Source organism: Maribacter taeanensis, assembly GCF_047345145.1.
Taxonomy (GTDB): domain Bacteria; phylum Bacteroidota; class Bacteroidia; order Flavobacteriales; family Flavobacteriaceae; genus Maribacter_C.
In genome coordinates, this window is sequence record NZ_JBLFER010000005.1 from 145779 (window position 1) to 160613 (window position 14835).

Sequence of the window (14835 nt, forward strand, 5' to 3'; positions counted from 1 at the left end):
TTTTTGGTTGGTTTATAAAAACTTTACAAAGGTATCTTTACTACAAACGCAGCTACCTACATATTATTTCTGTAAAATTAGGCCGATAGTTTCTAGTGTTTCTCACGGAATACCGTGAAATAGATTAATTGTTGGAATACCCTTTTCCAAAGCGATAGCTCAAAATAAAGCCTGGTGTATTCCCAATAGGAGAATCTTTTAACGCTAAGTTATAGTAGAATATAAATCGAAAGTTGTCAATTAGATATAATCCTGCAGTTAGATTTACGGAAGAACTGGTACGATATCCCGCTCCCAGCTCGAATTTGTTTCTATAACTTACGGAAACATTAGCATCAACTTGAAGCGGAGCGCCTTTTTCACTTTTGATAAGCACACTAGGTTTTAACATGAAATCTTCAAAACGGTTGTTGAAAAAACGATAACCAAAGTACCCATAAATCGGACTATTCAATTCCAAATTATCATCGTTTGCCAATCGGTCGCCTAAGACATTTGGCATGGAAACACCAGCATAAAAACGCGCATGATTGAACAAAAATCCGACGCCAACGGTGGGTATGGTTGCATTGATATTTTGTGCAAATCTGGGGTCATCGGTGATGCCTAGATCTAATAAATTGTCTTGGTACTGCTGCAGTCCGGCGGTTATTCCGAAAGACAATGTTCCGGGTTGATAGATTTGCCAATAGGGTCTGTTGTCTTTAAAATCGAAGAAGATTTTATAGGAATAGGCAGCGAAGGCACTTGTTGAAGTTGTAACACCGATTTCATCGCGAATGAATCCTGCACCGAGTCCGACTTTACCATCGTTAAGCGGCGTATGAAAACTCATGCTGAAGTTTTTCGGACTACCCTCGAACTCCTTAAGGATTCCGGTATAACTTATGGTAGCCTCTGTATCAGGCAATAATCCGGCATAAGCGGAATTAATAATAAACGGATTAAAATTATACTCCGGAAAAGCAGCGGTTTGCTGGCCAAAAATTGAATTGAATGATAAGAACGACAGCAAAACACCTAGTGCAAGCGTGCCAATTTTTTGGTTTGGTTTCATTGGTTTATCGCTTTATTACTACGTATCCTTTTGTTTTTTGGAGAATGGTCTCACCTTCAATTTGAATATCGAAGAAATAGGTTCCAGAAGGAAGTGTTCCTGCGCCCATTTTGGTCTTCATATTTGCTTCACCACGGAATACTTCCGAGCCATTGTCATAATTTTCGATTCTAAATACAGTATCTCCCCATCGATTATATATGGTTACAACATTTGCAGGGTAATACTCAATATTTTCTATATGCCAGTATTCATTGATTCCATCACCGTCAGGAGAGAAACCATATTTGGTATTATCCTCCGGAATCAATGTCGTAAAGGATTGCTCCTCACATTGAACTGCATCACCAGCAGTATTGTATGCTATTACAGTTACAAATATTTCGCGACCAAATGGATACTCTTCGTTATGGTTGTAGCTAGTTGAAGTGCCTAGTTCTAAATCGTTTACAATATCAGTACCTCCTGAAGTTGTACCAATAGATATGCGATAGCCGTCGGTTTTTTCGATTTCATCCCAGATAATGGTGCTTTCCAAATCCACTTCAGTTTCTCCGTTAAATGGACTCGAAATAGTACTACACTCAGGAATAACAACTTCAGTTTCAAAGCTTCCAGAAGTACATCCCGCAGCATCACCTGAGCTGTTATATGGCGTAATGGTTACGTAGATTAGAGTTTCGGAAGGTAGATCATCGGATAAAGTATAGCTGGTCAAAGAGGCTACATCTTCGTCGTTTACAATGTCAGTTCCATTCGGAGAAGTTCCAACGGAAATGCGATACCCATCCGCATCAAAGCTCGGGTTCCATGAAATATCTGTTGCTATAGGAATATCGTTTCGACTATTTAGTAAGTCAACAAGATTGGTACAAGGTGGAATAGGTCTGATAGTGAAACTTTCAGTCACGCATGGCCCTATAGCATCACCAACTTCATTAAAAGGGATAATCGTAACAGTAACAATTTCGCCTTGATCAAAGTCATTTTGAAATATATGACTGGTTCCAGTAACAATTAAATCGGTCTCGTCATTAGAGGTGGTGATTTCTGCTCTGATGGTTAACTTATACCCGTCTGCATCCACAATTTCATTCCATGTTAGCTCATTAACATCAGCAACAATATCTTCGTCTCTTGGTGACAAAAGATTTGTACATACTGGGACTGATTTGATGGTGAAACTTTCGGAAGTACAGTTCATTGCTTCTCCAACTTCATTGTAAGGGGTAATTGTAACTGTTACGGTTTCACCTTGTTCAAAATTGAAATCAGGATTATGGCTTGTACCTGAGGTAATATCAAAAGTCCCATTATTACCCGTGCTATTGCTCGCATCAACAGTTACTAGATAACCATTAGCATCAGCTATTGCCCTCCACTCTAAATTAGTATCGACTGCGACATCGACTTCTTGGTTTTCTGGATCTGTCAAATCAGTACATAAAGGAATTGGCTTAATAGTAAAACTTTCTGACATACAATTTGTATTCTGGCCAACTTCGTTATAAGTTATAATGGTAACATCAACTGTTTCACCTTGTTCAAAATTGAAATCAGGATTATGTGTTGTTCCTGAAGTGATATCAAAAGTTCCATTGTTGGCGGTACTGTTACTTGCATTAATAGTGACTAGATATCCATCGGCTTCGGCTATCGCTCTCCATTCGATATTGGTGTCTACGGCAATATCAATATCGTCGTTTTCTGGAGCTGTTAAATTAGTACAAGCAGGAAGTGGTTTTATAGTAAAGCTTTTAGTTTCGCAGTCTATCGCATCACCACTTTCGTTCAATGGAATTATAGTCACCGTAACAAGTTCGCCTGGCGTAAAATCATTTTGAAAATCATAAGTTTCACCTGTAACCAAAGTATTTGAAATATTATTTGCAGTACTGTTTTCAGCAGAGACACTTACTCTGTATTGCGAAGCATCGCTTACGGCGTTCCATGAAATTCTAGAAATATCTTTGGCGACATTAACTTCTTTGTCTTCAGGTGAAAACAGGTCAGTACAAGAAGGAACTGGTTTAATACTAATGGTTTCTGCAGTACATCCAATTGGAGCACCTTGATCATTGTATGGTACGATGGTAACATCAACCGTTTCACCTTGTTCGAAATCATTGGTAAAAGTGTATGTTGTGCCCGTTGGAATGTCACGATCAATTACATTGTTTATGGTACTATTACTTGCTGTAACGGTAAGCTCATATCTGTTCGCACCTGTACTAGCATTCCACTCAATGGTAGGTCTCAGTGCTACATCGGTTAGGGGACTAGACAAAGTTGTGCATGCTGGTACTGGTGGAGGAATAATCGTAAAGCTCTCAGAAACGCATGGTCCTGTTGCGGCACCAACGGTGTTATAAGGTATAATAGACACCGTAACTGTTTCCCCGCGCTCAAAATCATTGGCGAACGGGTGTGTAGTGCCTGAAGTAATATCAAAAGTTCCATTGTTGGCGGTGCTACTATTTGCGGTTATTGTCAATGTATAACCAGTTGCATTTGTGCTAGCATTCCATGTAATACTGCCGAGGTCGAAAGGTACGTCCGGATCATTGTTGCTTGGACTATTTAAGGTCGTACATAATGGTGGGCCATCGGTCGTGAAACGAACTTCGCTACATGGTCCTATGGCAATTCCGTTATCATTATAAGGTGTAACAGTAACGTAAATAGGTGTGCTTTGAGGTAAGTCAGTAGTTAAATCGTAGGTAGTTACATTATTCACATCGCTATTGAAAATATCTGTACCGCCACTAGTTGTTCCTACAGTTAAATTATAGCCCGTGGCCGACGTTATTGCGTTCCATGATAAATCGATTCCTGGTGATATACCCGTAGCCAAATTTGCCGGATTGGTAAGTTCTGTGCATGAAGGTGGACTTGTAGAATCTCCAGTTCGGAAGGTCTCCTCGATACAACCCGTTGCATCACCCACATCATTATAAGGTATGATAGTAACATAGTACAATCTATTTTCCTCTAAATCATCAAGAAAATCATAGGTAGTTGCTGAGCCAACATCAATGTTATTTGCAACTTCTATTCCGTCTGACGTAGTACCAACAACGACTAGATAACCTGTGGCGTTTGCAATTGCATTCCAACTTAAGTTAGTATCAATAGGTACGTCGGTCGGTGTACTTGGATTGGTTAAAGTTGTACAAACTGGAGGGACTGGAATTACTTCGGTGTGGAAACTTTCTGAAGTACAAGTGGCATCACCTTGATCATTATATGGCGTTATGGTGACAAAAATATCACTATCCTCAGGTAAATCTGTTGGTAAATCGTAAGTAACGACATTGCCAATATCTCCGGCATCAAGAATATCATTAGCCCCTGTTGAACTACCTAAAATTAATTTATAACCATCTGCATTCGAGATAGGGTCCCAACTTAAATCAGTTGTAACTGAAACATTTGGGGCATTATTTAAAGGTTCAGTAAGATTTGTACAAAATGGTATTGTAGCTGGGTCATTTGAAATAGTAAACCTTTCTTCTATACAAACTCCTGAATCTCCTTCATCATTAAATGGAGTAATAGTTACGTAGACCTCATCACCTGTATTAAAATCAGCTGCGAATTCATATGAAGTTTCATCGTTGATGGTTATGTTGTCTTCGATATCATTTCCACCTGGGGAAGTTCCAACGGTCAGATAGTAACCTCTTGCATATTGGGCATGCTCCCAAGTAATATTAGTATTTACCGGAACATCAGTATCATCATGACGTGGCGAGGTAAGTTGGGTGCATTCAGGAATAGGACAATCACGTACATCTAGACTAAAAGTCCATCCAAAATTGTCTATCATAGATTGCCTTTCCTCTAAAGCATCACAATAAGGAAGTCCTTCAGCACCAAGAGTAATTCCACTTGTCAAAGTTTGTTCTGACCATGCAATTAAGGTGTTGTCATAGTTTTCTCTAATCAATGCGGTGTTGTCAAGCATGTCTCGCATATCGGTAACACCACTTACATCCCAAGCTCCTAAATCTTGATTTAGGGCAGTGGCATTATAAAAAGCAGAACGCATACTAACATTTCCTAAGTTCCATAAATCCATAGTTTGATTGTAGGCAGAGGCGCCATAAAACATGTTGTTCATGTTACTTACACCTGAAACTCTCCAATTATTGACACTCTGATTGAATGCCGTGGCTCCACTGAACATTTCGAACATGGTATCTACTCCTCTTACGTTCCATGCATCAATATCGCTATTAAACGCAGTTGCACCTTTGAACATTTTCTCCATTGTAATTACCGAGGCCACATTCCATGAATTCATAGTTTGGTCATAGGCTACAGCATTTTCAAACATCGATTTCATTGTGGTCACGAAAGAAACATCCCAAGAGTCGATAGTTCTATTAAATGCAGAAGCACCCTTGAACATTTCTTCCATGTTCAGTACTTCTCCGGTATCCCAATTTTGAATAGGTTGATTAAAGACCGTTGCATCCTCGAACATGGAGTTCATATTCGTCACGGAGCCTACATCCCAATTTCCAATAGCATTATTGAATATGGCTGCACCTTCGAACATTGAACGCATTAGAGTCACCGATGAAACATCCCAAGAATTGAGGGGTTGGTCAAATATTAGGGCTTGCTTGAACATGGATGACATATTGGCGACGGCGCTAACGTTCCATGCATTCAAGGGTTGATTGAAAGCTTCGGCTGACTCGAACATCGATTGCATATTTACGACCGAATTGACGTTCCAATTCTCTAAAGGTTGATTAAATGCTTTGGCGCCATTGAACATCGATTGCATTGTAGTTACACGAGAAACATCCCAATTGGCTAAGGGCTGGTTGAACAAAAAAGAATTCTTGAACATGGCCGCCATATTGGTTACGTTGTCTACATCCCAACTATTGAGTGGGCGGTTAAAATTTTCAGCGCTTTCGAACATCGATTCCATGTTGGTGACCGAAGAAACATCCCAAACATTTATTGGCTGGTTAAAGGAGGTCGAACGGGAAAACATGGAACTCATATTGGTAACCTTGTTCACATCCCAGCTATCAAGTGGACTATTAAATGCGGCTGCCTGACTGAACATAAAACTCATATTTTCTACGCTGCTGACATCCCAAACATTGATATCCTGATTGAATGCAGTGGTGCCGCTGAACATGTACCACATATTTGTTACGTTACCTACATTCCAGTTATCTAGCGGTTGGTTAAAAAATTCTGTTCTTCTGAACATCAGTCCCATGTTGGTAACATTACTTACGTCCCAATTATTCAATGGTTGATTGAAGTCCATAAACCTTACGAACCCGTCGAACATTCTATACATGTTGGTCACATTGCTGACATCCCAACTGTTTAACGGCTGATTGAAAAGTTCGGCTCTTTCGAACATTTCAGACATATTGGTTACGTTACTTACATCCCAATTATCGATATTACCATTAAACAAGGAGGCTTCCGCAAAGGCTTGTGACATATCAGTTACCTGTGAAAGATTCGGAATATCGGTTGCGTTGTACACCATGTTTTCACATTCATAACAAGCCCTTCTCATTGACTGGTATTCGTGGGTACCCCATTGCTCAATGGAGAGTACTTTTTCGCCATCTCCGAATGTTCCGAAATAGGGCGCGGGAAAATCCCCGATTATGGCAATGGTATATTCACCCGGAATGTTGTAGGTGTGCGTAATATCGTTCGAAACATTGTTGTTGTATTCATTGTCGCCCCAGTCAATTGCATAGTTATAGGTGTAACTGGTATTTCTTTCCATTTCGAACTGACGGGCCCTAATATTACCAACAGGTTCACCTAGCCTCGTGTCGATTTTTATTTTATACGCCGCTGGGCTATTTACCCAAGAGGCTACAGTTGTAAAACTGAATTCCTCACAATCAACTGCCGGACCCTCATCGTTATAGGGTGTTACGGTAATATACACAGTATCACCAGGGTCGAATTCATTTGTAAATTGTAGAATTTGGACGTTACCAACATCGTAATTGTTCGCAGGATTACCATTGATGTTGACATAGTTTCTTACCCCACCCCTCTCTAATTCCAAGGTTACGTAGTATCCGTTAGCATTTGGGGCCGCAGCCCATCGAATGTTCGAATTAGCTGGCACATTCGTATCACTTGCCACTGGGTTCACCATTGTAGTACAAAATACATTGGAACAGTTTACGGCATCGCCAGTAATATTCCAACCGTGATTGTCAATAAGGTCTTGTCTAGCGGAAAGACCATCACAATATTGAAGTGTATTTGCACCTAAACTGATTCCTGCGGTTACCGTTTGTGCAGCCCAGCCAATCAGGGTATCGTCATAATTCTCTTGCGATAGTCCTGAGTTCGATAACATTGTACTCATATTGGTAACATTTGCTATGTTCCACGATGCTAAATTTTGGTCAAAAGCCAGTGCGTTCGAAAATGCTTGAGACATGTTTATAATGGCAGCGGTATTCCAATTATTCAAGGGTTGGTTGAACGCTGGCGTGGATGCAAACATTCTAGAAATACTGGTAACTCCGCCAAAAGTCCAATTGTTAAGCGGTTGATTGAAACGTTGAGCACTATTGAACATTTCTTGGATAGTGGTAACACTAGAAACATCCCAAGCACTGATATCCTGATTAAAATTCGATTCTTCGAACATTTCACTCATATCGGTAACCTTGCTAACATCCCAGTTGTTCAATGGTTGGTCAAACACCGTATAACTAGTAGCCCACCCAGAAAACATTTCACTCATGTCGGTAACATTGCTCACATCCCAATTGTTGATCGGTTGATTGAACATAGAGCTTGCGAACATTCCTTGCATATCCGTAACACTACTAACATCCCATTGATCAAGCGGTTGGTTGAATGGTTGTAAGGATCCCGAACCACCAAACATTTCACTCATATCGGTAACACTACTAACATCCCAATTGTTCAAAGGTTGATTAAAGCGATAGCTGTTACCGAACATGCTAGCCATATTCGTTACATTACTGACATTCCAACCATCTAATGGCTGGTTAAAACCACCACTGCTAAACATTTGTGACATATCGGTAACGTTGTCAACTACCCAATTATTGATAGGTTGGTTAAAGGTAGAACTTGCAAACATTCTTGACATGTTAGTTACATTGTTAACGGACCAGTTATTTAGGGGCTGATTAAATGCACCTGCGCTGTAGAACAGGCCTACCATATTGGTTACATTGGCTACGTTCCAATTATTGATATTTTGATTGAAGTTGTCTGCATTGTAGAACATGTTTTCCATTGTGGTTACAGCAGCCGTGTTCCAACTATCTAAAGGTTCATTGAAAAGTTGAGCATCGTGAAAGGCGAATGACATATCAGTCACAGCTGCGGTATTCCAATTATCAAGGGGTCTATTGAAGATTCTTGCTGTGTGAAATATTCCAGAGATATCAGTGACGGTGCTTACATCCCAATTATTAACTATTCCGTTGAACAAAACCCCTCCTTTGAACATATTTTTTAGACTGGTCACTTGTGAGAGATCCGGCGAATTTATGGCGTCGAAATTTAGATTTTCACAACCGTAGAAAGCATTTTCCATGCTTTGCCATTGTATGGTGCCCCAATCAAGTATTTCTATGATTTTGAGTTTATCACCTACATTGTTGAAATAGATAGCAGGAAAATCACCACTAATCATAAGCGTATAAGTGCCTTGTGTAGCGTAGGTGTGCGTAATGTCTCCGGTTACTCCAGTATCGGTTTGGCCATCGCCCCAGTTGACAGAATAGTTGTAATTGGTATAAGCGGGGTTGGTGGGTATTGTAATTTCATTATCCGCAGAGGATCCACTGCTGGTGTTTGTGGTATTCCATATGGAATTAAAGGACTGAGAAAAGATGCTCGTGCTGACTAATATCAGCAGTAGGGAGAATAGGTTTTTGGTCATGGCAATTTGGGTCTGTTTTGCAAACGATGACTGACAACTAATATTTTACGAGGATAAACGCAAATCATAAATATGTTGTCAAAGCACAAATTTCAGTGGAAATCGCCACGAAAAACTACCCCAAAGCAGTGAAAAGCATTCACTGGAAACCGCTATAAACCGTTAGAATGAGGTGCCAAAAAACCAAGATAAACTAGAAAAGCACTAGAAAATTAGATTTATTTTTTTGCGAATCTCATCCAAACATAAATTACCTAAACTTCCATTATGCGAATGTGAAATATCTCTTTTTGGAGTAAAAGTGCCGTCTTGAATTTCTTGCCCCATTTTTTTATAGGCATCACGGAAAGGTATTCCATTTTGAACGAGTTCATTCAAAGTATCTACACTGAAGAGATAATCGTATTTAGGGTCTTTTAAAATAGTTTCGTTAACACGGATTTCCTTCAAACTAAAGGTGAGAATCTCCAAACAAGCCCTCATATCTTGAATCGCCGGGACAATGATTTCCTTTACCAATTGCAAATCTCGATGGTAACCACTAGGAAGATTATTAATCATTAAAGTCAACTGATTAGGAACGGCTTGTAGCTTGTTGCATTTTCCCCGAACCAATTCAAAAACATCAGGATTCTTTTTATGCGGCATAATACTAGAACCTGTAGTCAATTCATCAGGGAAGGAAATAAAATCGAAATTCTGACTCATGTACAAGCAGATATCCATAGCCATTTTTGATAGCGTAGCGGCAATGTTTGCCATTCCGAAAGCTGTTACTTTTTCTACTTTTCCACGTCCCATTTGCGCTGCTACAACATTAAATTTCATCGTTTCAAAACCCATTTCTTTGGTCGTAAAACTCCTGTCTATGGGAAAAGAACTTCCATAACCTGCAGCACTTCCTAACGGATTTTGGTCCGCCACTTTGTAAGCGGCATCAATAAAATACAAATCATCAATTAAGCTTTCGGCATATGCCGAAAACCATAAACCGAAAGAGGAAGGCATAGCAACTTGCAAATGCGTATATCCCGGAAGTAGAACTTCTTTATGCTGTTCGGCCAAATCGATAAGCAAATCAAAAAGAGCTTTTGTTCGTGATTTGATTTCTGAAAGCTCATCCTTCAGGTACAAATGCATCGCTACCAAAACTTGGTCGTTTCGAGAACGCGCCGTGTGGATTTTCTTTCCAGTATCACCCAACTTCTCAGTCAATAGAAATTCGATTTTGGAATGCATATCTTCAAAAGAATCTTCAATTATAAACTCTCCTTTTTCAATAGATTCTCCGATTTTATCAAGTTCATTGACTAAATCTGTGGTTTCCGCTTCTGTCAACAAATCAATTTTGCCTAACATTTTGGCATGTGCTTTTGAAGCAATCACGTCATATTTTGCAAGGTGCAAATCCAATTCACGGTCATTGCCTACAGTGAAATGGTCTATTTTTTTATCGGTACTGAAGCCTTTATCCCAGAGTCTCATATTGTCAAATTAAAATTCAAAAATCAAGTTCAAATACAAAAGTTTTGAGTTTGTATTTGATACTTGTGTTTGTGTTTATTTTTTAAGAAATCCTTCTAATATTTTAATATACAAATCAATTCCTTCCTCAATTTCATGCACATAAATATATTCATCTGCGGAGTGAGAACGCGTACTATCTCCCGGACCTAATTTTAGCGATTGACAGGTCAATGCTGCTTGGTCAGAGAGGGTAGGCGAGCCGTAGGTTTGTCGCCCTAAAGCAATTCCGGATTGCACTAAAGCGTGATTTTTATCTATTTTGGAGGAATTCAATTTCAATCCGCGTTCCTTTAATTCACAAGGTGCTTCTGACTTCAATAAATCTGCAATTTCTTTATTTGAGTATGCGTCATTGACCCGAACATCAACAACCAATTCTACTTGCGCGGGAACCACATTGTGTTGGCTACCTGCATTGATTTGAGTAACGGTCATTTTGACATCACCTAACGCTTCGGATGTCTTTTTAAATTTGTAATTCTTGAACCATTTCAATACCTCAATAGTGTTATAAATGGAATTATTATCGTTCGGATGTGCTGCATGAGAAGGAGTTCCTTTAACTACAGCATCGAATACAATCAATCCTTTTTCGGCAATTGCTAAATCCATCAAAGTGGGTTCGCCAACTATCGCCACATCAATTTCGGGAAGCTGTGGAAGTAAACCGCGTAAACTATTCTCACCAGCACTTTCTTCCTCCATAGAAGCAACCATCAAAACATTGTGGTTGAGGTTTTCCTGCTCGTAAAAATGGGAGAATGTGGCTAGTAGGGAAACCAAACATCCACCAGCGTCATTACTGCCTAATCCGTATAACTTTCCATCTTCAACATGTGGATGAAAAGGGTCTTTTGTGTAGGCTTTATTTGGTTTTACAGTATCATGGTGGGAGTTTAATAGTAAAGTTGGTTTGCTATCATCCCAGAATTTGTTCTTTGCAAAAACGTTGTTATGAATCCGTTCAAAAGGAATATCAAATTCCTTGAACCAATTTTGAATAGCATCTGCGGTTTTGTCTTCTTCGGATGAAAAAGATTGTATTGAAATCAGTTGTTTCAATAAATCTAAGGCTTTTTCTGTCAATACTTCTTGTGTCATGTTCTGAATTGTATTCTTTTATGTCATCCTGAGCGCAGTCGAAGGGCTGCGTCATTTTATAAGGTAATAGTTGTAAAAAGTTCATTTTCTGAGTGCAGCATGGAAGGATGTCCGATACATACTTTACTCACGTTTTGGTTTAAGGCGTGGAAGCAATTTTCCAATTTGGGAAGCATGCCATCTGCGATAATTCCGTTATTTAGGAGCTGTTGATATTTTGATACGTCGATATGTTTTACAACGGAATCGTCATCTACTACATCCATCAAAACACCCTTTTTTTCAAAACAATAGTAGAGCGTAGTTTCGTAAATATCACTTAGTCCGATAGCCAGCTCGGAGGCAATGGTGTCAGCATTCGTATTTAATAGTTGTCCGTTACCATCGTGTGTCATCGCGCAAAAAACGGGAATTAAATCAGCATCCAATAGTTTCGAAATCATTAGACTGTTCACACCATCTACATCGCCCGCAAAACCATAATCGATTTCTTTTATAGGTCGTTTATGCGCCTGAATGGCATCACCGTCTGCTCCGCTTAATCCAATAGCATTGCAATTGTTGGCTTGTAATTGGGCTACAATATTTTTGCTGGTTAATCCGGCATACACCATGGTAATAACTTCAAGGGTTTCGGCATCTGTTATTCGTCGACCACCTACCATTTTGGATTCGATGCCGAGTTTGGTGGCGAGTTGTGTTGCTAATTTTCCGCCTCCATGGACTAATATTTTGTACCCGTCAAGGTTGGCGAAAAGTTTTAGAAACTTTGCCAGCTCATTGCTGTTTTCGATGACGTTTCCGCCAATTTTTATTATTGATAGTTTCATTTTTTAATTTCATTCCTGCGAAGGCAGGAATCTGTTTACTGTTTTTTGATTTTTTGCTTGTGGTATTTTGATTAAGGCTTGCGTTTTCAGACCCCTCCGCTTTTCCATAGTAAAGCGGAAAACCACCTCCCTTTTTCTAAAGGGAGGAGTCTTTACATTTTAGTTTATTTCATCTAATATCTTTTTAAGCACTACCTGCGCCGCAAATGTTCGATTATTGGCCTGTTCAATTACCAGTGATTGCTCTCCATCTAAAACGGCATCTTCAACTACGACGTTTCTTCGGACAGGAAGACAGTGCATAAACTTTGCATTTCCTAATTTTTTAGAGGTCATCATCCAATTGGAATCTTGATGTAAAACTTTTCCATAGTCCGAATAGCTACTCCAATTTTTAACATAAACAAAGTCCGCATTTTCCATTGCCTTTTCTTGGTCATATTCAATAGCAGCATCCTTGGTAATTTCATGATTTAATTCATAGCCTTCGGGATGCGTTATAACAAAATCCGCATCTTGCAACTGCATCATTTCCACAAAAGAATTGGCAACGGCGTGCGGTAAAGCTTTGGGATGTGGTGCCCAAGAAAGCACAACTTTTGGCGTTGCCTTGGTACTTCGTTCATCTAAGGTAATGGCATCTGCTAGTGCCTGCAGCGGATGCGCAATAGAACTTTCCATATTTACTACTGGAATAGATGCATATTTTTTGAATCCATTTAAAACAACTTCGGCTTCGTCTTTTTCTTTGTCTGTTAGCGAAGCAAAAGCACGAATAGCAACAATATCGCAGAATTGCGAAACCACTTTTGCGGCTTCTTTGATGTGTTCTGATTTACCTTGGTTCATCACCGCGCCATCTTCAAATTCAAGTTGCCAACCTTCACTGCCAAAATTCATTACCATAACATCCATACCCAAATTTATGGCTGCTTTTTGGGTGCTCAAACGTGTTCGTAAGCTATTATTGAAAAACAATAAACAAATCGTTTTTCCTTCTCCCAAAGATTTATGAGCTGTGGGATTCTCCTTTAGTTTTCTTGCTTCCGATACCCAATCTGGAAGGGAGTCAATGTCTTTTATGGATAAATAGTGTTTCATAATTTTCGCTATTCGCTATTCGCTATTCGCTATTCGCTATTCGCTATTCGCTATTCGCTATTCGCTATTCGCTATTCGCTAAGTGCTAATTCTAATTCTAATTTTTCAAAGAATATATCTAAATCTTCTTTTGTAATATTTAAGGCTGGTAAAATCCTTAGTACATATTTATCTTTTGCACCACCCGTAAATAAATGTTGGTCGTAAATCAGTTTTTTGCGGAGTTCTGCTACTTCGAAATCGAATTCAAGCCCCAACATTAATCCGCGTCCTTTGGTTCGTTTTACCTGGGGAATTGCCGCTGCTTTTTGATTAAAATATTCCCCTAGTTTTTTTGCGTTTTTAATAAGGTTTTCTTTTTCCAAGATTTCTAGAACAGCTATCGTCGCGACACAGGCAAGATGGTTTCCGCCAAAAGTGGTTCCTAGTAATCCGTAGGAAGCTTTGATGTCTTCATGAATCAATATGCCGCCTACAGGAAAGCCATTGCCCATACCTTTTGCTATGGAAATGATATCGGGTTGTATTCCATGATGTTGAAATCCGAAGAACTTACCACTTCTCCCAAATCCGGATTGTACTTCGTCGGCTATCAAGACTACCTTGTTTTCTTTACAGCGTTGGGCGATTTCTTGATAAAATGCTGTGGAGGGTTGATCCAATCCACCAACGCCTTGAATCGCTTCAATGATGACTCCACAAACATCTCCTTTTTCGATTTCTGTTTTGAAGACAGAAATATCATTTAAGGGAAGAATAGTAACCTTTTGCTGCTTGTTCAACGGAGCATTTATTTTCTCATTATCTGTTGCAGCAACCGCAGCGGAAGTCCTTCCATGAAAACCATTTTTAAAGGCAATAACTCTGGTTTTTCCAGTTTGGAAAGATGCCATTTTTAAAGCATTTTCGTTGGCTTCTGCTCCTGAATTACATAAGAACAGATTGTAATCTTCACAATCAGAAAGTTTACCCAGTTTAGTGGCCAGTTCACCTTGTAACGGATTCTGAACCGCGTTGCTATAGAAGCCAATTTTATCCAACTGGTCTTTCAATCGTTTCACGTAATGCGGGTGCGAATGTCCAACGGAAATCACCGCATGACCTCCATAAAAATCTAGATAATCTTGTCCCTTATCATCCGTGACTACAATTCCTTTGGCCGAAACTGGAGTTACATTGTAAAGTGGATATACATCGAATAGGTTCATATTTCAAAATTCAAATTCAAACACAAATTTCAAATTCAATACTTTTCTATGAGAAAACTCTTTTGTATTTGA

General features: G+C 39.4%; 7 protein-coding genes. All 7 read right to left on the reverse strand.

Annotated features, from left to right (window positions below):
• Nucleotides 1–124 precede the first annotated feature (124 nt).
• The 7 genes from ACKWCD_RS15620 to ACKWCD_RS15650 all read right to left on the reverse strand — a co-directional run bounded on the left by ACKWCD_RS15620 (nucleotide 125) and on the right by ACKWCD_RS15650 (nucleotide 14763).
• Entirely contained in the window at nucleotides 125–1057 is a 933-nt protein-coding gene (locus ACKWCD_RS15620) for a PorP/SprF family type IX secretion system membrane protein (protein WP_413984889.1), read from the reverse strand.
• Between the two features lie 4 nt (nucleotides 1058–1061).
• Nucleotides 1062–8996 (reverse strand): BspA family leucine-rich repeat surface protein, encoded by a 7935-nt coding sequence (locus tag ACKWCD_RS15625; RefSeq protein WP_413984890.1) that lies wholly within the window; start codon nucleotides 8994–8996, stop codon nucleotides 1062–1064.
• Between the two features lie 204 nt (nucleotides 8997–9200).
• Nucleotides 9201–10481 carry an argininosuccinate lyase gene (gene argH, locus ACKWCD_RS15630; protein WP_413984891.1) on the reverse strand — a complete coding sequence of 427 codons (1281 nt, stop codon included), beginning with the start codon at nucleotides 10479–10481 and terminating at the stop codon, nucleotides 9201–9203.
• Nucleotides 10482–10556: 75 nt separating this feature from the next.
• Nucleotides 10557–11624: a M20 family metallo-hydrolase gene (locus tag ACKWCD_RS15635; RefSeq protein WP_413984892.1), complete on the reverse strand. Its 1068-nt coding sequence runs from the start codon at nucleotides 11622–11624 to the stop codon at nucleotides 10557–10559.
• Between the two features lie 56 nt (nucleotides 11625–11680).
• Nucleotides 11681–12454 carry an acetylglutamate kinase gene (argB, locus tag ACKWCD_RS15640; RefSeq protein WP_413984893.1) on the reverse strand — a complete coding sequence of 258 codons (774 nt, stop codon included), beginning with the start codon at nucleotides 12452–12454 and terminating at the stop codon, nucleotides 11681–11683.
• Nucleotides 12455–12613: 159 nt separating this feature from the next.
• The gene (locus ACKWCD_RS15645; RefSeq protein ID WP_413984894.1) at nucleotides 12614–13555 is read right to left on the reverse strand and encodes a Rossmann-fold NAD(P)-binding domain-containing protein; all 942 of its coding nucleotides are present in this window, start codon (nucleotides 13553–13555) and stop codon (nucleotides 12614–12616) included.
• Between the two features lie 71 nt (nucleotides 13556–13626).
• A complete protein-coding gene (locus tag ACKWCD_RS15650) occupies nucleotides 13627–14763 on the reverse strand; it encodes an aspartate aminotransferase family protein (RefSeq protein WP_413984895.1) in 1137 nt (378 codons plus the stop codon).
• Nucleotides 14764–14835 lie beyond the last annotated feature (72 nt).

Bases quoted from the DNA above. Each gene is read 5' to 3' on its own strand.
- ACKWCD_RS15620 (WP_413984889.1), bottom strand. From the start codon at position 1,057: ATGAAACCAAACCAAAAAATTGGCACGCTTGCACTAGGTGTTTTGCTG.
- ACKWCD_RS15625 (WP_413984890.1), bottom strand. From the start codon at position 8,996: ATGACCAAAAACCTATTCTCCCTACTGCTGATATTAGTCAGCACGAGC.
- argH (WP_413984891.1), bottom strand. From the start codon at position 10,481: ATGAGACTCTGGGATAAAGGCTTCAGTACCGATAAAAAAATAGACCAT.
- ACKWCD_RS15635 (WP_413984892.1), bottom strand. From the start codon at position 11,624: ATGACACAAGAAGTATTGACAGAAAAAGCCTTAGATTTATTGAAACAA.
- argB (WP_413984893.1), bottom strand. From the start codon at position 12,454: ATGAAACTATCAATAATAAAAATTGGCGGAAACGTCATCGAAAACAGC.
- ACKWCD_RS15645 (WP_413984894.1), bottom strand. From the start codon at position 13,555: ATGAAACACTATTTATCCATAAAAGACATTGACTCCCTTCCAGATTGG.
- ACKWCD_RS15650 (WP_413984895.1), bottom strand. From the start codon at position 14,763: ATGAACCTATTCGATGTATATCCACTTTACAATGTAACTCCAGTTTCG.